General features: G+C 73.8%; 19 protein-coding genes. 11 read left to right on the top strand and 8 right to left on the bottom strand.

From position 1 onward, the window contains the following. Positions 1-13: 13 nt before the first annotated feature. From AC6EH9_RS01435 to AC6EH9_RS01425, 3 genes are all read left to right on the top strand, one after another. Positions 14-1,591, top strand: coding sequence for an FAD-binding oxidoreductase (locus AC6EH9_RS01435; protein WP_498419842.1), 1,578 nt, complete (start codon positions 14-16; stop codon positions 1,589-1,591). Further along, entirely contained in the window at positions 1,588-2,514 is a 927-nt protein-coding gene (locus AC6EH9_RS01430; RefSeq protein ID WP_498419840.1) for a diacylglycerol/lipid kinase family protein, read from the top strand. The genes AC6EH9_RS01435 and AC6EH9_RS01430 overlap by 4 nt, the downstream gene beginning before the upstream one ends. Before the next feature lie 158 nt (positions 2,515-2,672). Next, a complete protein-coding gene (locus AC6EH9_RS01425) occupies positions 2,673-3,134 on the top strand; it encodes a hypothetical protein (RefSeq protein ID WP_498419838.1) in 462 nt (153 codons plus the stop codon). 106 nt (positions 3,135-3,240) lie between these two features. Here AC6EH9_RS01425 and AC6EH9_RS01420 read toward each other — a convergent pair whose 3' ends face one another. Together AC6EH9_RS01420 and AC6EH9_RS01415 are read right to left on the bottom strand one after the other, a co-directional pair. After that, positions 3,241-3,969: a pirin family protein gene (locus AC6EH9_RS01420; RefSeq protein WP_498419836.1), complete on the bottom strand. Its 729-nt coding sequence runs from the start codon at positions 3,967-3,969 to the stop codon at positions 3,241-3,243. Next, a complete protein-coding gene (locus AC6EH9_RS01415; RefSeq protein WP_498419834.1) occupies positions 3,966-4,532 on the bottom strand; it encodes a MarR family winged helix-turn-helix transcriptional regulator in 567 nt (188 codons plus the stop codon). Before AC6EH9_RS01415 ends, AC6EH9_RS01420 begins: the two co-directional genes overlap by 4 nt. Before the next feature lie 95 nt (positions 4,533-4,627). On the opposite strand from AC6EH9_RS01415, the gene AC6EH9_RS01410 reads away from it, so the two are divergent. Next, the gene (locus AC6EH9_RS01410; protein WP_498419832.1) at positions 4,628-6,118 is read left to right on the top strand and encodes a DHA2 family efflux MFS transporter permease subunit; all 1,491 of its coding nucleotides are present in this window, start codon (positions 4,628-4,630) and stop codon (positions 6,116-6,118) included. 15 nt (positions 6,119-6,133) lie between these two features. On the opposite strand, the gene AC6EH9_RS01405 is transcribed toward AC6EH9_RS01410, so the two are convergent. After that, positions 6,134-7,312 (bottom strand): MalY/PatB family protein, encoded by a 1,179-nt coding sequence (locus AC6EH9_RS01405; RefSeq protein WP_498419830.1) that lies wholly within the window; start codon positions 7,310-7,312, stop codon positions 6,134-6,136. 54 nt (positions 7,313-7,366) lie between these two features. On the opposite strand from AC6EH9_RS01405, the gene AC6EH9_RS01400 reads away from it, so the two are divergent. Further along, positions 7,367-8,743, top strand: a complete 1,377-nt coding sequence (locus AC6EH9_RS01400) for a CapA family protein (protein ID WP_498419828.1) — start codon at positions 7,367-7,369, stop codon at positions 8,741-8,743. Here the strand turns inward: AC6EH9_RS01400 and AC6EH9_RS01395 are convergent. Beyond that, positions 8,715-9,707, bottom strand: a complete 993-nt coding sequence (locus tag AC6EH9_RS01395) for a M28 family metallopeptidase (RefSeq protein ID WP_498419826.1) — start codon at positions 9,705-9,707, stop codon at positions 8,715-8,717. The two genes, AC6EH9_RS01400 and AC6EH9_RS01395, sit on opposite strands and share 29 nt — an antisense overlap. Positions 9,708-9,880: 173 nt before the next feature. Here AC6EH9_RS01395 and AC6EH9_RS01390 point away from each other — a divergent pair, with 173 nt between their 5' ends. From AC6EH9_RS01390 to AC6EH9_RS01375, 4 genes are all read left to right on the top strand, one after another. Further along, positions 9,881-11,038, top strand: a complete 1,158-nt coding sequence (locus tag AC6EH9_RS01390; protein ID WP_498419824.1) for a CaiB/BaiF CoA transferase family protein — start codon at positions 9,881-9,883, stop codon at positions 11,036-11,038. Between the two features lie 98 nt (positions 11,039-11,136). Beyond that, positions 11,137-11,868 (top strand): glutamine amidotransferase, encoded by a 732-nt coding sequence (locus tag AC6EH9_RS01385; RefSeq protein WP_498419822.1) that lies wholly within the window; start codon positions 11,137-11,139, stop codon positions 11,866-11,868. A 407-nt stretch (positions 11,869-12,275) separates the two neighbouring features. After that, positions 12,276-12,707, top strand: a complete 432-nt coding sequence (locus tag AC6EH9_RS01380) for a pyridoxamine 5'-phosphate oxidase family protein (RefSeq protein WP_498419821.1) — start codon at positions 12,276-12,278, stop codon at positions 12,705-12,707. Positions 12,708-12,969: 262 nt separating this feature from the next. Further along, on the top strand, positions 12,970-14,484 hold the full coding sequence (locus AC6EH9_RS01375) for a DEAD/DEAH box helicase (RefSeq protein WP_498419819.1): 1,515 nt from the start codon (positions 12,970-12,972) through the stop codon (positions 14,482-14,484). 203 nt (positions 14,485-14,687) lie between these two features. On the opposite strand, the gene AC6EH9_RS01370 is transcribed toward AC6EH9_RS01375, so the two are convergent. From AC6EH9_RS01370 to AC6EH9_RS01360, 3 genes are all read right to left on the bottom strand, one after another. Further along, a complete protein-coding gene (locus AC6EH9_RS01370; RefSeq protein WP_498419817.1) occupies positions 14,688-14,969 on the bottom strand; it encodes a DUF7218 family protein in 282 nt (93 codons plus the stop codon). A gap of 218 nt (positions 14,970-15,187) precedes the next feature. Then, positions 15,188-16,528, bottom strand: a complete 1,341-nt coding sequence (locus AC6EH9_RS01365) for a cation:proton antiporter (protein ID WP_498419815.1) — start codon at positions 16,526-16,528, stop codon at positions 15,188-15,190. Positions 16,529-16,606: 78 nt separating this feature from the next. Further along, positions 16,607-17,128 (bottom strand): metallophosphoesterase family protein, encoded by a 522-nt coding sequence (locus tag AC6EH9_RS01360; protein ID WP_498419814.1) that lies wholly within the window; start codon positions 17,126-17,128, stop codon positions 16,607-16,609. 60 nt (positions 17,129-17,188) lie between these two features. On the opposite strand from AC6EH9_RS01360, the gene ppk2 reads away from it, so the two are divergent. Then, positions 17,189-18,049: a polyphosphate kinase 2 gene (gene ppk2 / locus AC6EH9_RS01355; protein WP_498419812.1), complete on the top strand. Its 861-nt coding sequence runs from the start codon at positions 17,189-17,191 to the stop codon at positions 18,047-18,049. Positions 18,050-18,062: 13 nt separating this feature from the next. On the opposite strand, the gene AC6EH9_RS01350 is transcribed toward ppk2, so the two are convergent. Further along, positions 18,063-18,797, bottom strand: a complete 735-nt coding sequence (locus tag AC6EH9_RS01350; protein ID WP_498419810.1) for a MerR family transcriptional regulator — start codon at positions 18,795-18,797, stop codon at positions 18,063-18,065. 135 nt (positions 18,798-18,932) lie between these two features. Here AC6EH9_RS01350 and AC6EH9_RS01345 point away from each other — a divergent pair, with 135 nt between their 5' ends. Beyond that, a complete protein-coding gene (locus AC6EH9_RS01345) occupies positions 18,933-20,144 on the top strand; it encodes an acetyl-CoA C-acetyltransferase (protein ID WP_498419808.1) in 1,212 nt (403 codons plus the stop codon). Positions 20,145-20,149: the final 5 nt, after the last annotated feature.

Raw genomic sequence — 20,149 nt, 5'->3', positions numbered from 1 at the left:
CACAGTGTAACCCATGACACGCGAGATGCATCCGAACCGCTGGGGCGCCGCCGACCGGGCCACCGCGCTGCCCGACTCCGCGCGCGGCCTCGTCGAGCTGGCCTTCGGCCTCGACGAGCGCCCAGCCGTCACGGACCCCGAGCTGGCTGCGTCCGTCCTCGGCGGCGAGGTGCGCAGCGCGCTGGCGGACATCGTCGGGGAGGAGCACGTGCTCGTCGACGACGCGACCCGGCGGCTGCGCACCCGCGGCAAGTCCACCCCGGACCTGCTGCGCGCCCGCGCCGGCGACCTCGCCGACGCCCCCGACGTCGTGGTCCGCCCCGCGAGCCACGACGAGGTGGCGGCGATCCTCGACCTCGCGGTCCGGCACCGGCTGGCGGTCGTCCCGTTCGGGGGCGGCACCTGCGTCACCGGTGGGCTGGTCGCGCGCCGCGAGGGCTTCGCCGGCGTGCTCAGCCTCGACCTGGTCCGGATGAACCGGCTGCTCGCCGTCGACCCGGTCTCGATGACCGCCACCCTCGAGCCCGGCCTGCGTGGCCCCGAGGCCGAGGCGCTGCTGGGCGAGCACGGCCTCACCCTCGGTCACTTCCCGCAGTCCTTCGAGCACGCCAGCATCGGCGGCTTCGCGGCGACCCGCTCCAGTGGGCAGTCGAGCGCCGGGTACGGCCGCTTCGACTCCATGGTCGTCGGCCTGGCCGTGGCCACCCCCAGCGGTCGGCTCGATCTCGGCACCGCGCCCGCCAGCGCCGCCGGCCCGGACCTGCGCCAGCTGATCCTGGGCTCCGAGGGCACCCTGGGCGTGATCACCGCCGTCACCGTGCGGGTACGGCGGGTGCCGCAGGTGACGCGCTACGAGGGGTGGCGCTGGCCCGACTTCGAGTCCGGCACCAACGCGGTGCGCCGGCTCGTCCAGGACGGCCTGCAGCCGACGGTCCTGCGACTCTCGGACGAGGCGGAGACCGCGCTCAACCTCGCCGACCCCGAGGCGGTGGGCGCCGAGTCCGCCACCGGCTGCCTGATGCTGGTGGGCCACGAGGGGGAGGCCGCCACCGTCGCCGCCCGCCGGGCCGCGGTGACCATCGCCCTGGAGGACCTGGGCGGCACGCCGCTCGGGACCGGGCCCGGCGAGTCCTGGGCGCACGGCCGCTTCGCCGCGCCGTACCTGCGCGACGCGATGCTCGACGTCGGGGTGCTGGTCGAGACGCTGGAGACGGCGACGTTCTGGTCGCGCATCCCGGCTGTCTACGCCGCGGTGCGCACCGCGCTGGAGGAGTCGCTCGGCGGCGACGGGGAGAGCGTGCTGGTGCTGTGCCACGTCTCGCACGTCTACGAGACCGGCGCCTCGCTGTACTTCACGGTGGCCGCCCGGCAGGGGCCCGACCCGCTCGCCCGCTGGGAGGCGGCGAAGGCGGCCGCCAGCGACGCGATGCTCGCCGCCGGCGCGACGATCACCCACCACCACGCCGTCGGCACCGATCACAAGCCGTGGCTGGCCCGCGAGATCGGCCCGGTCGGCGTCGGCATCCTGCGCGCGGTCAAGGCCGAGCTCGACCCGGCCGGCATCCTCAATCCCGGTGTGCTGATCCCGTGAGGGCGTTCACGCTGCTGGTCAACCCGACCTCCGGCGGCGGCGCCGCGCCGGGCGCGGTCGTCCCGGCCGCGCGGCTGCTGCGCGACGCCGGCGCCCGGGTGGAGGTGACCTACTCGCCGGGCCCGCTGGCCTGCATGGAGCTGGTCGACGCCGCGGTGGCCCGCGGTGACGTGGTGGTCTCGGTCGGCGGCGACGGGATGCTGTCCTCGCTGGCCGGCCGGGTCGCCGCGAACGGCGGCTTGCTCGGTCTGCTCCCGGTGGGACGCGGCAACGACTTCGCGCGGATGCTGGGCGTCCCCGAGGACGCCGCCGGACAGGTCGAGGTGCTGCTCGGGGCGGTGCCGCGCCGCGTCGACCTGCTCGAGCTGCGGCTGCCAGGCAGCGCCCCGCGCGCGGTCGCCGGCTCGGTCTACGCCGGCGTCGACGCCCGCGCCGCGGCGTACGTGGCCCGGATGCGCCGCGTGCCGAGCCGCATGCAGTACCCGCTGGGCGCGGTCGCCGCACTCGCGACGTACCGGCCGGCCTCGTTCCGCGTCGTCGTGGACGGACCCGACGGGCGCCACGAGGCCGAGTACGAGGCGGCGACCGTGGTGGTGGCCAACTCGCGCTTCTACGGCAAGGGGATGGCCATCGCTCCCGCCGCCGCGATCGACGACGGTCTGCTGGACCTGATCGTGGTGGAGGCCGCGCACAAGCGGGCGCTGATCCGGGCGCTGCCCCGCCTCTACGACGGCACCCACGTCGACCTGCCCCAGGTGACGGTCCTGCGCGGCACCCGGATCGAGCTCACCGCCGACAGCGCGGTCGCGGTGCCGATGGGCGGCGACGGCGAGCCGTTGGGTGACCTGCCCCGCCTCGGCGCCCCGCCCGCGGTGATCGAGGTCCGCGCCGACGCCCTGGACGTGCTCGCCTCCGTGCGCTGATCCCCCCGCCGCCCCCCCGGCCCCCTGGGGGTCGTGTGCCTGAGCGCGCGCTCCGGTGCGTCGTGGGGCACACGACCCGGGGATCCGTGGTCCACTGCTCGGGTCGAGAGGGGGAGCTCGCGATGGATCCGGTGGCCCGTGGGGTTCAGGAGCGCCGTATGGCCGGCCTGGAGTCGTTGAGCCTGGGCGCCTCGTGCGGGACCGCGTTCTTCTTCGGCTGCCTGCTCGTCGCGGACGCCGGCGTCACGCTGGCCGTCTCCGGGGGACTCGCGGCCGCGCTGCTGGCGGCCGTGCCCTGGCTGGTGCATCGCCGCCGCCACCCGCCGTCTCTGGAGCCGGATCCCGCCGAGATCCAGGACGAGGAGGACGACGGGGAAGGCGGATGGACCCTCGGGTCCCTCCTGCTCGCGGTGATCGTGGTGCCGCTGTTCGTCGTGGTCGGGATCCTGTTCCGCTTCCTGCTTCCGCTGGCGATCATCGTCGGGTTCTGGGTCGCCAACGGCTCCGCGTCGGCGGTGTCGGTGCTCGGTGCCGCCGGAGCCTGCCTGGCCGTCCTGGCCTGCGTGGAGTTCGCGCTCGAGGTGCCGCTGGCCCGCCGCTGGGGGCTTCCGCTCGGTTGACGTCGGCCGGCAGCGACCGTTCGGAAGGAAAACTCGTCGGCGCCCACGCTCGGGCCGGACTCGATCGGCCCGCGTTTTCCTTCTGAACGGTCGCCCGCTCCGCGCACTAGCCGACGGCGTCGCGGAACGACCACACCAGCAGCTCGGTCGCGGCGGTGGCGCGCACGCGCCGCCCCGGCTCGCCGCTCAGCCGTACGGCGTCGGCCTCGCCCAGCACCGTCGTCGCCGGGGCGTCGCCCCCCTCGAGGAGCGCGCCGCCCCGGGCGACGAACACGTGAGCGAGTGGGTCCTCGGGTAGCGCGACGACCGCGCCGGGGGCCAGCCGCGCCGCGTGCAGGGTCGCTGAGCGCGCGCCGATCGGCAGCAACGCGGCCGGGTCGTGGCCCGAGACGACCGGCACCAGGCCCCCGGCGGCGAGCGCATCGCCCAGTTCGGCGTCGCGCAGCACCGGCGGCATCCCCGCCTCGTCGGGCCGCACCCATACCTGGACGAACCGGGTGGGTCCGGAGGCCGGGTCGCCGACCTCGCTGTGCACGATGCCCGCGCCGGCCGAGGTCACCTGGACGCGGCCCGGGGAGGTCGTGCCGCGCCCGCCGGTGGAGTCGGTGTGGACCAGCGCGCCCTCGAGCACCCAGGTGACGATCTCGAGGTCGGTGTGCGGGTGGTCGGGGTACCCGGCGCCGGGCGCCAGCCGATCGTCGTTGTGGCACACCATCGGGCCGAAGCCGAGGTTGGCCGGGTCGTAGTGGGGCCCCCAGGAGAACGAGTGGTCGGTGGCGCGCCCCTCGGCGCTCGTGCGCTGCCGGGTCCCGGCGCGCCGCACCTGCACGCTCACCGGGCGCTCAGCTCCCCGTCGGCGACTGCGGCGCCGCCGTCCCCGTCGGCGTCGGCGCCGCCGTCCCCGTCGTCAGCGTCGTCAGCGAGGCTGAGCAGCCGGGCGAGCAGGTCGTCGGTGAGGCTCACCGCCTCGGCGAGCCGGTCCTCGCCGAGCTCGGCGAAGGACCGGTCGAGGCGCTCCAGGGCGCTCCGGCTCCGCACGACCAGCGTCTCACCGGCGGGGGTGAGGCCGTGCTGGATCCGCCGGCCGCGCCCGGGGGAGCGCTCGAGCAGGCCGTCGCGGACCAGCCCGGCGGTGGCGCCGCTCAGCGACTGCGGGGTCTGGGTGGTGAACTCCGCGAGCTCGGCCCCGGAGGCGCCGGGGTTGCGCTCCACGGCGTCGAGGACCAGGTACTGCGACAGGGTGAGGCCGACCCGGCGCAGCGCGGAGTCGGCGGTGCGGCCGTAGAGCTGGACGATCAGCCGCAGCCGCAGCGGCAGCCACTGCACCCCGTGCGGGTCGGGGTGGGCGAGCAGCCGGGTCAGGGCGGGGCTCTCCCCGCGCCAGCGTCGCTCGGTCATGGAGCCACCGTAGTGCCCGGGAACAGATCGGGAGCGGCCACGGTTGGGCTCATGTCAGGAACCTGACACAGACGTCGCACCCGCAGGAGAAGTCAGTGAGTCACACCGCCACCGGAGGAGCCGACACGGCCCCCTCCGTCCCCAGCGCCCCCGGGACACCGGAGCCCCGAGACGGTGGCCCGAGCGACGGCAACACCCTGGTCATCGGGCTGCTGCTCGCCTCGACCTTCGTGGTGATCCTCAACGAGACGATCATGGGCGTCGCGCTGCCGCAGCTCACCCGGGACCTGGCGGTCTCCACCTCGACCGCGCAGTGGCTGACCACCGGGTTCCTGCTGACCATGGCCGTGGTGATCCCGGTGACGGGCTTCCTGCTGCAGCGCTTCCACGTGCGCCCGCTGTTCCTGGCCGCGATGACGCTGTTCAGCGTGGGCACCGTGGTCGCGGCCAGCGCGCCGGGCTTCGCGACCCTGCTGGGTGGGCGGGTGATCCAGGCCTCCGGCACCGCGATCATGGTCCCGCTGCTGTTCACCACGGTGCTCAACCTGGTGCCCGCCGAGCGGCGTGGCCGCACCATGGGCAACATCTCGATCGCGATCTCGGTGGCCCCGGCCATCGGCCCGACCATCTCCGGGCTGATCCTCGACGTGCTCGACTGGCGCTGGATGTTCTGGCTGGTCCTCCCCATCGCCCTGGGCGCCCTGACGCTGGGCGCGGTCAAGCTGCGCAACGTGACCGTGCCGCGCGCGGTCCCGATCGACGTTCTCTCCGTGGTCCTCTCCGCGCTGGCCTTCGGTGGGCTGATCTACGGACTGAGCAGCATCGGCCAGGCCGCCGAGGGCGAGGTCCCGGTCTCCCCGTGGATCACCGTCAGCATCGGCGTCGTCGCGCTCGCGCTCTTCGCCTGGCGTCAGCTGGTGCTCCAGCGCACCGCCCGGGCCCTGCTCGACCTGCGCACCTTCCGCAGCAGCCACTTCACCATCGCGGTGCTGCTGGTCGTGGTCAGCATGATGTCGCTGTTCGGCACGATCATCCTGATCCCGATCTACACCCAGGGCGTGCTCGGCCTGGACACCCTCGACACCGGCCTGCTGCTGCTTCCCGGCGGGCTGGTGATGGGCCTGATGGCGCCCTTCGTCGGCCGCCTCTACGACCGCAGCGGCCCGCGGGCGCTGGTCATCACCGGCGCCTCGATCGTCGCCGTCGCGCTGTGGGGCCTGGCCCAGGTCGACGTCAGCACCGAGGGCTCCTACGTGATGGGCTGCCACGTCGTGCTGAGCATCGGCCTGGCGCTGACGTTCACGCCGCTGTTCACCTCCGGCCTGGGCTCGCTCGACCCGCAGCTGTACTCCCACGGCAGCGCCATCGTCAGCACCATGCAGCAGCTGGCCGGTGCCGCCGGCACCGCGCTGTTCGTGACGCTGCTGGCCCGCGGCGTCGCCGACGCCGGTGCGTCCGCGAGCCCGGCTGCCGCGACCGCGGACGGCGTGCAGGCGGCGTTCCTGGTCGGCGCGGTGATCTCGACCCTGGCCGTGGGACTCGCCCTGTTCGTCCGCAGGCCTCCCGCTCAGGAGCCCGCTGCCTGATGCGGGGGCGGTGACTCACACCGCCCGCCCCCCATTGCCGCCGTTCTCGTGCCCACCGGCCGCCAGCGCCGCGGCCAGGCGCCGCACCGCCTCGGTGAGCCGCTCGGGCGAGGTGGCGATGTTGACCCGCACGTGGCCCTCCAGGCCGGGCTGGTAGTCCGAGCCGGGGGCCAGCGCGACGCCGTGCGCGCGGCCGGCGGCGGCCGGGTCCGCCACGCCGTACCCGCGCAGGTCCAGCCAGGCCAGGTACGTCGCATCGAGCGGCCGCATCCGGGCGGCGGGCAGGTGGGTGGCGACCAGGTCGGCGAGCAGCGCGCGCTGGGCGTCGAGGCGGGCCACCAGCGCGGCCAGCCAGTCGTCGCCCTCGCCGTAGGCGGCCCGGGCGGCGACCATGCCCAGCGGTGAGTAGCCGTGGTTCTGCGGGAGCGGGACGTTGCGCAGGGCGCGCTGCTCGTCGGCGTCCAGGGTGAGGACCTGCGCGCAGTGCAGCCCGGCGGTGTTGAAGGACTTCGAGGCGCTGGTGACCAGGATCCCGCGCGGGTCCACCGACAGGTACGGCGTGAACCGGGCGCCGGGCAGGGTGAGCGGCGCGTGGATCTCGTCGGCGATCACCCGCGCGCCGTACCCGGCGGCGAGGTCGCGCAGGGCCTCCAGCTCGGTCCGCGTCGCCACGCCCCCCAGCGGGTTGTGCGGGTTGCACAGCAACAGGGTGCGGGCGCCGGCGGCGAAGGCCCGCTCCACGGCGACGAGGTCGAGGGCCGCGCCGGCGTGGTCGAGCGGGGCGTCCGGGTCGGTCTCCACGCCGACCAGCTCGCGCCCGGTCACCGCGACCAGCTCGCGGAACGGCGGGTAGCACGGCAGCGGCACCGCCACCGGGCCCGGCGGGCAGAGCACCTCCAGGGCCAGCCGGATGCCGGCGATCACGTCGCCGGCCAGCACGCAGGCGCTCGCGGGCAGGTCCCAGTCCCAGTGGCGGCCCGCGAAGCCGGACAGCGCGGCGCCGACGCCGCCGTCGCCCGGCGGTGGGTAGCCGGCCATCTGCGCCTGCACGGCCCGGGTCAGCGCCGCGCTCACCGGCGGGGCGAGGGCGTAGTCCATCTCGGCCACCCAGGCCGGGATCACGTCCGGGCCGTAGACCCCCCACTTCAGCGGCAGGGCGGCGCGGGCCTCGTCATCGCTCAGGTCACGGATCACGGGATCGAACCTAACCGCGCCCCCCGACAGGGACCGGGTGCGTAGCCTCGGCCCATGCAGCAGGTGCGCCGAGCCGCCCGCGCACCGGGGCTCCTCGCCCTGGTGCTGCTGGCCGGCGTCGCCTGCAGCTCGGCCTCCGACCCCGCGGGCCGTGGCGAGGCCCCGTCCCGCAGCGCCGATCCGGCGTCCCCCGAATCGCGGCGGACACCGCAGGGATCGCCCACCCAGCCGCTGGTGCTGAGCGTCGACCCGCGGGTGGGCCCGCTGGACCTCCCTCTGCGCACCGCGCGACGGCTGGTGCGCGGCGACGAGGTGGCCGGTCTCCCGGCGGTCGAGGTGGCGCCGGCCAGCAAGGTGGGGCCCGAGCGGCGGGTGGTCCGGGTGGGCGGCGTGCACCCACTGCGCCACCCGGGGCGCTACCGGTTGAGGACCCCCGGCCGCGCCACGCCCACCGGCGAGGCCCCCGTCGTCACCACGGTGACGGTGACCGGTGACGTGATGCTCGGGCGGGCGGTGGCCGAGCGGGGCGCGCAGCTGGGCGACCCGGGTCACGCGCTGCGGCCGATGGCGCGCCGCCTCGCGTCCGCCGACCTCACCGTCGGCAACCTGGAGAACACGCTGTCCCGCGCCGGCGCCCCCACCCAGGGCGGCGACTCCTTCGCCGCGCCGCCGGCGGTCGCCGGTGCTCTGCGCAGTGCCGGGTTCGACGTGCTCGGGCTGGCCAACAACCACCTCGGCGACTTCGGGCCGGACGCGCTCGCCGAGACCGTACGGCGCCTGCGCGGCGCCGGGCTGAAGACCTTCGGCGCCGGCCGGGACGCGGCCCAGGCCTGGCAGCCGGTGGTGGTCGAGCGCAACGGCGTGCGCTTCGGCCTGATCGGGTTCAACGCCATCGGCGAGACCCCCGAGGTGGGCCCCGACAGCCCGGGCGCGGTGTCGGTGAGCATGCCGCCGCGCACCGGCCCGCTCGACCGCGCGGAGCTGGCCCAGTTCCTGCGCGCCGTACGCCGCCTGGACCGGACCGTGGACGTGACGCTGGTGCTGCCGCACTGGGGCACCCAGTACACCCAGCGTCCCGAGCCGATCCAGCGCCGGGTGGCCCGCGACCTGGTCGCCGCCGGCGCGGACGTCGTGGTCGGCGGGCACCCGCACTGGGTCCAGGGCACCTCCGTGCTGGCCCGGCCCGGCGGCAGCGACGCCCTGGTCGTGCACTCGCTGGGCAACTTCGTCTTCGACATGGACTTCATGGAGCCCACCCAGGAGGGCCTCGTCCTCGAGCTGGTGTTCTGGGGCGACGAACTCAAGGCCGCCGAGCCGGTGCCCTACCGGATCGGCGCGGACTACGCCCCGCGGCTGGTGTCCTGGGCCGACGCGGCCGCCAACCTCGGGCTCTTCTGGGAGTTCAGCGACCTGCCAGCCACGCCCAGGTGAGCCGCCCGACCCGGTCCAGCTGGGCCCGCTCCACGACCGCCGCGACGTCGCCGCTGGAGTGGTAGCCCGGGTAGGGCGTGCTGCCGATCCGGGCCACGGTGAAGCCGGCCTTCTCGAACGACCAGTGGTCGCTGGTCCGCAGCTCGGTCCGGGTGCTGGGGATGCCGAGCTCGTCGGCCAGCGCGAGCAGCCGGTCGCGGACCCCGGTCGGCGAGAGGCCGCCCAGCCCGACCGGCACCCGCGCGCCCACCCCGACCCGGTCCAGCGACACCATCGCCCGCAGGTTCGCGCGCGCGGCCGGGCTCATCTCGCGCACGTAGTGCTGGGAGCCGAAGTGGTGCTCGTCGTCGCCGGGCCCGCGCGGCTCCTCGGCGCCGAACGCGACCAGCACCGTGGGCAGCCGGGGGTCCTGGGCCGCGGCCAGCCGGGCCAGCTCCAGCAGCACCGCGACGCCCGAGGCGTTGTCCTCGGCGCCGGGGGCCACCGCGACGGTGTCCAGGTGCGCGCCGATGAGCAGGTACGGCGCGCCCGGGTCGAAGCCCGGCGGCGTCGCCACCACGTTGGACGAGCGGCCGGCCGCCACCGGCACCCCCCAGGAGTCGCCGGCGGGCACGGCGAAGCGTTGCCGGGTCACGTCGTAGCCGTAGACGGCGAAGTGCGCGGCGACGTACGCCGCGGCCTCGCGGTACGCCGGCCCGGTGGCCAGGCGCGGCCCGATCCGGCCCGCCAGCACGCGGACGTGGCCCAGGGCGCGTCCCGCGCCGAAGCGGACCGCGGGGCGGGGCGAGGTCTCCGGGGCGGGAGCGGTGGGCGAGGCGGTGCCGGGCGGGGGAGCGGCGCGCCGCGACGCGGAGTCGGAGGCGACCGGGGAAGGGGCGTCCTGCCCGCTGCAGCCGAGGCCGCCGGCCAGCACCGCGAGGACCAGTGCGCAGCCGGCCGCCGTACGACGCGTGCAGGATGCCATCGCGAGCTCCCGGGCTGATCGTGTCGCCGTGGACCGTGAGGCGCCAGCATGACACGCGGGCCGGACCCCGGGACGCGGTCGCGCTGAGCGCTCCGTCGCCGGCCGGGGCTGTGACGTCCCGCACGTCGGACCGAGGCCTGCCACCGTGACAGTTCACCTGTCATGATCGCGCCATGAGCTATGAACTCGGTCAGGGAACCGGCCCGCTGCAGGGCGTCAAGGTCGTCGAGATCGCCGGCATCGGGCCCAGCCCGCACGCCTGCATGATCCTCGCCGACCTCGGTGCGGACGTGATCCGCGTCGAGCGTCCCGGCGGCCAGGCGCTGACCGGGGGCTCGACCGACCTGCTCAACCGCGGGCGCCCCAGCGTCGCGCTGAACCTCAAGGACCCCGCCGCGATCGCGGTCGTGCTCGACCTGATCGAGGGCGCCGACGTGGTGATCGAGGGGATGCGCCCCGGCACCACCGAGCGGCTCGGCCTGGGTCCCGACGTGTGCCTGGAGCGCAACCCGCGACTGGTCTACGGGCGGATGACCGGGTGGGGCCAGGACGGCCCGCTGGCCAAGGCCGCCGGGCACGACATGAACTACATCTCGATCACCGGCGCCCTGCACGGGATGGGTCAGGACAAGGCCCGCCCGCACTTCCCGGCCAACCTCATCGGCGACTTCGGTGGCGGCTCGACGTACCTGGTGATCGGCATCCTCGCGGCGCTGCTGGAGGCCCGGACCAGTGGCCAGGGCCAGGTCATCGACGCCGCGATCGTGGACGGCACCGCCCACCTCAACGCGATGGGCTCGGCGATGCTGGCCTCGGGGTCCTTCCGGGAGGAGCGGGCCGCCAACCTGCTCGACGGCGGCCAGCCCTACTACGACATCTACGAGACCTCCGACGCCCGCCACATGTCGGTGGGTGCGCTGGAGCCGCAGTTCTACGCCGAGTTCGTGCGGCTGCTCGGCATCGAGGAGTCCGCGCCGGACCGCTTCGACGCCGAGCGCGGCGACGACCTGCGCAAGATGATCACCGACGCCTTCCTCACCCGCACCCAGGCCGAGTGGGCCGAGGTGTTCGAGGGCACCGACGCCTGCGTGGCGCCGATCATCCCGCTCAGTGAGGCCGCCACGCACCCGCACATGGCCGCCCGCGAGGTCTTCGTCGAGCACCAGGGCGTGCTGCAGCCGGCGCCCGCGCCCCGCTTCTCGCGCACCCGCGCCACGCTGGGCGCCCCGCCCGCGGCCCGCCCCGGCGAGCACACCCGCGAGGCCCTCAGCGCCTGGGGCGTGGCCGACGTCGACGCCCTCATCGAGTCCGGCGCCGCCGTCCAGCCCTGAGCGCCGAGTCGGCGTGAACTCGCGCCCGTCCGGCGCCGAGTCGGCGTGAATTCGCGCCCGCCTGCGGCCGAGTCGGCGTGAACTGTCAGCATGGCGGCGTGAAACCGTTCCTCTTCCTCGGCATCCGTGCCGAGGACAGCGCCGCCGACGACGAGTACGCCGCGATCCTGCGCTGCGCCGGCCTGGCCGAGCGCGACGTACACCGGGTGCGCGTGGAGCGCGACGAGCTCGGCGACGTCGACCTCGACCGCTTCTCGGGGGTCGTCCTCGGCGGCGGTCCGTTCAACGTCAGCGACCCCGTCGAGTCCAAGTCGGCCGCACAGGTCCGGGTGGAGGCCGAGCTGCGCGCGCTGAGCCTGCGCGCGGTCGCCGACGACTTCCCCTTCCTCGGCGCCTGCTACGGCATCGGCACGCTCGGCAGCCTGCACGGCGGCGTGGTCGACCGGACGTACGGCGAGCCGATCGGGGCGGTGCGCATGGAGTTGACCGAGGCCGGCCGCGCCGACGCGCTCTTCGGGATCCTGCCCGCCTCGTTCGACGCGTTCCTCGGGCACAAGGAGGCCGTGCGCCGCCTGCCCGACGGCGCGGTGCTGCTGACCACCTCGCCGAGCTGCCCGGTGCAGGCCTTCCGGCTGGGGCGCAACGTCTACGCCACCCAGTTCCACCCGGAGCTGGACGACGAGGGGCTGTGCACCCGCATCGAGGTCTACCGCCACCACGGCTACTTCGACCCGCCCGAGGCCGACGAGCTGCAGCGCCGGGCCCGCGCCGCGACGGTCACCGAGCCGCCGCGGCTGCTGGCCCGGTTCGTGGAGCTCTTCGCCCGCTGACCAGCCCGGCCCGAGCGCCGTACCGGCTGAGCGCCCTGCCCCTGGGGTGCCGGCGGATGTGTCCTGCGCGACGTCGCGGTTTGCGAGGTGCGGCACGGGGCACCACGGGTGTCCTCGGTGGGGCCGATGCCGCCCCGCCCGTACCCGGAGGTCCCTGGTGTTCCTGTTCTTCAGCAATCGGCTCGGCTGCGCCGGCTCGGTCCTCGTCTCGCTCGTGATCACCGCGATCCTGATGCTGGTCCTCTTCACGCTCTGACCCGCCCGCCGGGTCGTCCGCCCGGTCGTCCGCCGGGTCGTCCGCCGGGTCGTCCGCCGGGCGACGGGACCATCGGCCCGTGTGAGTGGTTGCGTACCCGGTTACCGTCGTACACGGAACATCGCTCGACCCGAACCTCCTGGAGGGCACCATGGGCATCGACGAGGACGTCACCACGCACCTGACCGAAGAGCGCTGTTGGGAGCTGCTGCGCGGTGACGAGTTCGGGCGCTTGGCCTTCCGGCTGACCGACGAGATGCACATCGTCCCGATCAACTACGCGGTCGACGGCAAGACCATCCTGTTCCGCACCTCCGGCGGCGAGAAGCTGCTGAGCGTGATCATGCACGGGGAGGTCGCCTTCGAGATCGACCGGTACGGCGAGAAGGAGGCGACCAGCGTCGTCGTCCGCGGCCGCGCCCGGCGCCTGGAGGAGGACGAGGAGCACCGCGCGGAGAACGTGCCGCTGCGCCCGTGGATCGGCACCCACAAGTACAACGTCGTGGAGATCACCCCCACCACGATCACCGGTCGCGCCTTCCAGCTCGACCGTCCCTGGCTGCACCTGCGCCCCAACGCCTGATCCGCCCCCTCCGCACCGGTGCGCCGGTCGTGATCCGCGCCACTCCCGCCGCGCGGGAGGGTCCGGTGATGCGGTTCGGCCCTGTCGGCTGCGCTAGGTTGGATCCAGCAGCCCGTCCAGTCTTGCCTCGGGCTGTCGGCGTACCGCCTTCCAGGTGATGTGACGCCGCCTTCCGGGCTCCGGCCCGTGAGCGCACGCTTTCGTTGTTCCCGTCGCCGACGGGACGGCTTGGTGAGACACACCAACGGATAGCGACATTCTCTTGTCTTCTGCTGCACCCGCCTCTGCCCGCACCGCGAACGCTGCCGGATTCTCCGAGCTCGGCGTCCCCGCGGACCTGACCCGGATCCTGGCGGATCTGGGCATCACCTCCCCCACTCCCATCCAGGCCGCGACGCTGCCGGACTCCCTCGCGGGTCGCGACGTCCTGGGCCGCGGCCGTACCGGCTCCGGCAAGACCTACGCGTTCCTGCTGCCGCTGGTCGCGCGCCTGGTGACGTCGGGCCGCAAGCCCCGCGCCGGCGCCCCGCGTGCGCTGATCCTGGCCCCCACCCGTGAGCTGGTCGGCCAGATCCAGGAGTCCCTCGAGCCGCTGGCCAAGGCCAACGGCCTGTCCACCCAGACCGTCTTCGGCGGGGTGGGTCAGAACCCGCAGGTCCAGGGCCTGCGTCGCGGCATCGACATCGTGCTGGCCTGCCCCGGCCGCCTCGAGGACCTGATCAACCAGGGCCACTGCTCGCTGGCCGACATCGAGGTGACGATCCTCGACGAGGCCGACCACATGGCCGACCTGGGGTTCCTGCCCGCCGTGCGCCGGCTGATGGACAAGACGCCGACCAACGGTCAGCGGCTGCTGTTCTCCGCGACGCTCGACGGTGCCATCAACGTGCTGGTCAAGAAGTACCTGCACTCCCCGGTCACCCACGAGGCCGACTCGGCCCAGTCGCCGATCTCGACGATGGACCACCACGTGCTGCACGTGGAGCGCGACCACCGCGTCCCGGTGCTGGTCGACCTGACCAGCGCGCCCGGTCGCACGGTCGTCTTCACCCGGACCAAGCACGGCGCCAAGGCCCTGACCCGCCAGCTCAACAAGAACGGCGTACCCACCGTCGAGCTGCACGGCAACCTCAGCCAGAACGCCCGTACCCGCAACATGGCCGCCTTCCACGAGGGCAAGGCCACGACGCTGGTCGCGACCGACATCGCCGCGCGCGGTATCCACGTCGACGACGTCGCCCTGGTCATCCACGCCGACCCGCCGGTCGAGCACAAGGCCTACCTGCACCGCTCCGGTCGTACGGCGCGCGCCGGCGCCGCGGGCACCGTGGTGACGCTGATGACCAGCGACCAGGTCCGCGACGTCCGTGACCTGACCCGGGCGGCCGGCATCAAGCCGACCACGACCCGGCTCGACGGACCGGCTCACCCGATCCTGGTGAAGCTGGCCCCGGGCGAGCGTCAGGTCGTCCCCGGCGGTCTCGTCCTCGACGTTCCCGTGCAGCCTGCCGGGCGCGGTGGCGGTTCGGACACCGGCGCGAAGAGCAGCGGTGGCCGCAACCGCAGCCGACGCGGTGGCTCCGGCACCGCCGCTGCCGGCGGCGGTCGTGGCGCCTCGGGTGCCCGCAGCGGTGCCTCGGCCGGCAAGCCGGCCGCCAAGTCGGGCGCGAAGCCCGCCGGTGGCGCTCGCGCGGGCGGCGGACAGCGCTCGACGTCCCGCCCGGCCGGCAAGACCGGCGGCCACAGCGCCGCGTCGTTCAGCCGCGGCGTCCGCTGACCCAGCCCCACACCAGCACCAAGGGCCCACCAGCACCAGCACCACCAGGCCCCAGCACCACCAGGCCCAGCACCACCAGGCCCCAGCACCACTAGGCCCCCAGCACCACTAGGCCCCCAGCACCACCAGCACCCCCCCGCGACCCGTCACTTGCTCGACCAGACACGCCGTCTCTGGATGAGCGAGTGACGGGTCGCGGTCCGTTAGTGGTGGCGCAGGGCGTCGACGAGATCGCTCTTCTTCATGCTGGAGCGGCCCTCGATGCCCAGCTCGCCGGCGCGCTTGCGCAGGTCCTTCACGCTCCAGTCCTCATAGGAGCCTGAGCTGCCCCCCTTCTGCCCGACCTTCGAGCGGGAGCTGTTGGCGGCGGCGTTGGCGATCCGCGCCGACTTCTCCTTGCTGTTGCCCTCGTCGCGCAGCTTCCCGTAGAGCCCTTCGTCCTTGACGCTGGACCCGGGCTTGCCCTCACCCTTCTTGCTGGGCACGAGTCCTCCTTCGCTCGCTAGGTCTGGGCCTCAGGTGCCCGGTCCGCGCCCGGGCAAACCGCCCAGGAACTCCCGGACCGCCGCCCCGCCGACCGCTCGCTCCCCTCGCCGAGCCGTCACTGGCGCGGTCACAACCGGCGTGTCTGGTCGAGGGAGTGACGGGTCGGCGGGGGTGGGGGTGGGGGTGGGCTGGGGTGGGGCTGGGAGGGGGTGGGGGGTCAGGGGGTGGCGCGCTCGCGGGCGCGGTCGAGGCGGGCCATCCAGGGCTTGGCGGTGACGCCGTGGACCAGCACCGAGAGCACGATCGTGAAGGCCACGGTGGACCACAGCCACGGGGCCTCGGGGAAGTTCGCCTCGCCGGTGGCGTAGGCCAGGTAGTAGATCGAGCCGATCCCGCGCACCCCGAAGAACGCCACCGCGCGGCGCTCCGGGACGGTCAGCTCGCCCACCCGGTCGCGGCCTCCCGAGGTCGCGCTCAGGGCGATCAGCCCGGCCAGCGGCCGGATCACGAAGATCGTCACCACCCCGACCAGCACGCCCCACACGTCGAGGTAGGCGAGCAGGCCGTTGGTCATCTCGATGCCGAGGAAGAGCAGGATCACCAGCGTGAGCAGCCGCTCCAGGCGGTCGACCACCTCGTGCATGGCGCGGTGGTACTCGTGGCCACGCTCCTGGGCGCGCAGCGTCATCGCGCAGGTGAACACCGCGAGGAAGCCGTAGCCACCGAGCAGCTCCGAGGCGCCGTACGCCGTGAGCAGCGCGGCGAGCACCACCAGCGGCTCGCCCTGCTCGGCCAGGCGGAGGTCCTTGTTGGGCAGCCGGAAGGTCGCCTTGCCCAGGAGCCAGCCGACGACCAGGCCGGCTGCGACGCCGAGGACCACCTTGGCGACCAGGTACCACTCGAACCAGTGCACCGCGTCGGAGAACGCGAACCCGCCGGCGGCCAGCAGGATGGCGAGGTAGACGAAGGGGAAGGCCAGACCGTCGTTCAGCCCGGCCTCGGCGGTCAGGGCGAACCGGACCTCGTCGTGCTCGTGGCCCTCCTCGTCCTGGTGGTCGGGCAGGATCTCCATCTCGTCGGCGTCCTGGGTCACCGCCGGCCCGCCGACCTGGACGTCGGAGGCGAGCACCGGGTCGGTGGGGGCGAGTACGGCGCCGAGCAGCACGGCGCCGGCCAGGGACAGCCCGCCGGCCCACCAGCCGAGGGCCGCCACCGCGAGGATCGTCAACGGCATGGTCACCCCCAGCAGGCGCCAGGCGGCCGACCACCGTCCCCACGACCGCCAGGACCGCAGGTTCAGCGGCCGGTCGAGCGCGAGCCCCACCCCCATCAGCGCGACGAGCACGGCCACCTCGGAGACGTGCTCGATCACCACCCGGTCGGCCTCGTCACCGGGGTTGAAGGTGAAGCCCTCGAGCAGCGGGGTCAGCCCGAGCAGCAACCCGACGCCGGCCAACACGATCGGCGAAGACAGCGCGAAGCGCTGGAGCACCGAGGGCAGCACCACGGCGAGTAGCAGGCAGAGCCCACCGATGAGAAAGACCCCGTCCGCTGTCATAACTGGACGCTAGCCGCTGTGTTGAAAATGTGAACCGGCGGTGATACCCGCGGACCCCCCGCAGAGCCCGGCGCCGGCTCAGCGCGGCGGCAGCCGGTGCAGCTCGACGTCCTCGAGGCGAGCCTCCACCGCGGTCGCGGTGAGGTAGGTGCAGTGCGGCTGGCGGCGCCGGTCGGTGGGCGATCCCGGATTCAGCAGACGCAGCGGCGTCCCCGACGCCGTGGTGGTCGTGGTGTCCCAGGGGATGTGGCTGTGGCCGAAGACCAGCACGTCCACGTCGTCGTACGCCGCGGCGCAGCGTCGCTCGCGGCCCTGGGCGTCGCCGGTCTCGTGGACCACGGCGAACCGCACCCCGCCCAGCGTCGCGCGCGCCACCTCCGGGAGTCGCCGGCGCAGCTCGGCGCCGTCGTTGTTGCCGTAGACCCCCACCAGCCGCCGCGAGCGGGCCTCGAGCTCGTCGAGCAGCGCCGGCTCCACCCAGTCCCCGGCATGCACCACGACGTCGGCCGCCGCCACCGCCTCCCACAGCTCACCCGGCAGGTCGCGGGCCCGCTTGGGCAGGTGGGTGTCGGCCATCAGTACCAGTCGTTGCCTCTCCACACGGCGAGCCTAGGCCCGCGAGGGGGCGCGCGATCCGGCTCGGGTCGCTAGCCTCGGTTCATGGATGTCGACAGCGGCGCGAAGCTCCCCAACTCGGTCTACGAGGCCGAGCTGGCGCGGCTGCAGGCCGAGTTCGTCAAGGTCCAGGAGTGGACCCGGGCCGAGGGCAAGCGGATCGTGGTGATCTTCGAGGGCCGCGACGCCGCCGGCAAGGGCGGCGCGATCAAGCGGATCACCCAGTACCTCAGCCCCCGGGTCGCGCGGATCGTCGCGCTGCCGGCGCCGACCGAGCGCGAGCGCGGGCAGTGGTACTTCCAGCGCTACCTCAACCAGCTGCCCCGCGCGGGGGAGATGGTCTTCTTCGACCGGTCCTGGTACAACCGCGCCGGCGTCGAGAAGGTGATGGGCTTCTGCACACCGACCGAGTACCACCGCTTCCTGCACCAGTGCCCGATCCTCGAGCGGATGCTGGTCGAGGACGGCATCCTGCTGCGCAAGTACTGGTTCTCGGTCAGCGACCAGGAGCAACAGCGCCGGTTCCGCTCGCGCCTCGACGACCCGCTGCGGCGCTGGAAGCTCTCCACGATGGACCTGGAGTCGATCACCCGCTGGGAGGACTACTCGCGCGCCAAGGACCAGATGATGGTGCACACCGACATCCCCGAGGCGCCGTGGTTCGTCGTGGAGGGCGACGTGAAGAAGCGCGCCCGGCTGAACATGATGGCCCACCTGCTCTCCACGATCCCCTACACCGAGATCACGCTGCCGCAGCTCGAGCTGCCCGAGCGCCCCGCGCCCACCGGCTACGAGCGGCCGCCGCGCGAGCAGGCGACGTACGTGCCCGACTACTTCGCCACCCTGACCCAGGGCGGAACCGAGAGCGCAGCCAAGAGCTCAGCCAAGAGCTCAGCCAAGAGCTGACCGAGGCCCGCCCTCAGCGCGCGCGGCGGTCGATCGCCTGGCGCTTCTTCTCGTCCACCGCCGCCTCGTAGGCCGCGACCAGGCTGGAGACCGACAGCGGCTTGAGCCGCTCGACGATCTCGCGCAGCCGCTCGGGACTGACGCCGGACTCCTTGTAGAGCGGCCACACCATCGTGCGGAACAGGTCGTCGAGCTCCTCGGCGACCGCGCGCCCGTGCGCGGCGTACACCTCGGCCGCGGCCAGGGCCGCCGCGGTGGGGAAGCCGAGGTCGAGCAGGCCCAGCCCGACCGAGAGCTGCGAGACCGCGACCCGGAAGCACCCCGGCTCCCCGGGAGTCACGATTTGCAGCGCCTCCAGGGTGGAGAGGTCCTCCTCGGACAGGGTGCGCCCGGCGCGCCGGTCCAGCTCCGCGCGGGGCATCTCCAGGGGCGGCTCGCTCTGCCAGGGGGCGAGCATCGTGCGGTGCAGCGCGATGTCGTCGGGACCGGCGGAGTCGGGGATCGCGGCGAGGTAGCGCTCGATCGCGGCCAGCGTGAAGCCGTGGCTCTGCAGCTCCTGGACCAGCTCCAGGCGGGAGACGTGGTCGGCGGTGTAGTAGCCCGAGCGGCCGCGGCGGATCGGCGGGGGCACCAGGCCGCGGGTGGTGTAGAAGCGGACGTTGCGCACGCTCATCCCCACGCGCTGGGTCAGCTCGTCGAGGCTGTACAGGTCGGTAGGGGCGGGGCTGGTGGGGACAGAGTCGCCCATGGGTCTCCTGAAGCTCTTCGCTAGGGCAGTGGCGCGGTTGTGGCGCACGCCACACTGGACGGACGGCGCCTTGACGGTGACAGTAATAGTGTCACAATCGGCAGGCACAGTCTTCCAGCACGCAAGGGACCCCTCATGGCAGAAGCATTCGTGTACGACCACATTCGTACGCCGCGCGGCAAGGGCAAGAAGAACGGCTCGCTGCACGAGGTGAAGCCGGTCGACCTCGTCGTCGGCCTCCTCGACGAGCTCCAGACCCGCAACCCCAGCCTCGACCCGCACCGCATCGACGACGTCGTGCTCGGCGTGGTCTCCCCGATCGGTGACCAGGGTGGCGACATCGCCAAGACCGCGGCGCTGGCCGCCGGCCTGCCCGACACCGTCGCCGGCGTCCAGCTGAACCGCTTCTGCGCCTCGGGGCTGGAGGCGGTCAACCAGGCCGCCTCGCGCGTGCGTGGCGGCTTCGAGGACCTGATCCTCGCCGGCGGCGTCGAGTCGATGAGCCGGGTCCCGATGGGCTCCGACGGCGGCGCCTGGGCCGCCGACCCGGCCACCGCCTTCAAGACCTCGTTCGTGCCGCAGGGCATCGGCGCGGACCTGATCGCCACCATCGAGGGCTGGTCGCGCGAGGACGTCGACGCGTTCGCCGCGGAGTCCAACGCGCGCGCCGCCAAGGCGTGGGCCAACGGCTACTTCGCCCGCTCGGTGGTCCCGGTCAAGGACCTCAACGGCCTCACCGTCCTCGGTCACGACGAGTTCATCCGCCCCGGCACCTCGGTGGAGAGCCTGGCCGGGCTCAAGGCGTCGTTCGCCGACATCGGCCAGCAGGCCGGCTTCGACGACGTCGCGCTGGAGAAGTACCACTGGGTCGAGCGGATCGACCACGTCCACCACGCCGGCAACTCCTCGGGCATCGTCGACGGCTCCGCGCTGATGGCGATCGGCAGCGAGCAGGTCGGCACCGACCTCGGCCTCACCCCGCGCGCCCGGATCATCGCCACGGCGGTCTCCGGCGCCGACCCGACGATCATGCTCACCGGTCCGGCACCGGCCGCGCGCAAGGCGCTGGCCAAGGCGGGGCTGAAGGTCTCCGACATCGATCTGTTCGAGATCAACGAGGCGTTCGCCGCGGTCGCCATGCGCTTCATGCGCGACATGGGGATCACCGCCGACATCACCAACGTCAACGGCGGCGCCATCGCGATGGGCCACCCGCTGGGCGCCACCGGCGCGATGATCCTCGGCACCCTCATCGACGAGCTCGAGCGTCGCGAGCAGAAGCGCGGCCTCGCCACGCTCTGTGTCGGCGGCGGCATGGGCATCGCCACCATCGTCGAACTTGTCTGACCCGG

The sequence above is a fragment of the Nocardioides sp. Z21_20 genome (genome assembly GCF_059766585.1).
The sequence above is the reverse complement of the archived record's forward strand: the minus strand, read 5'-3'. Positions and strand labels throughout refer to the sequence as shown.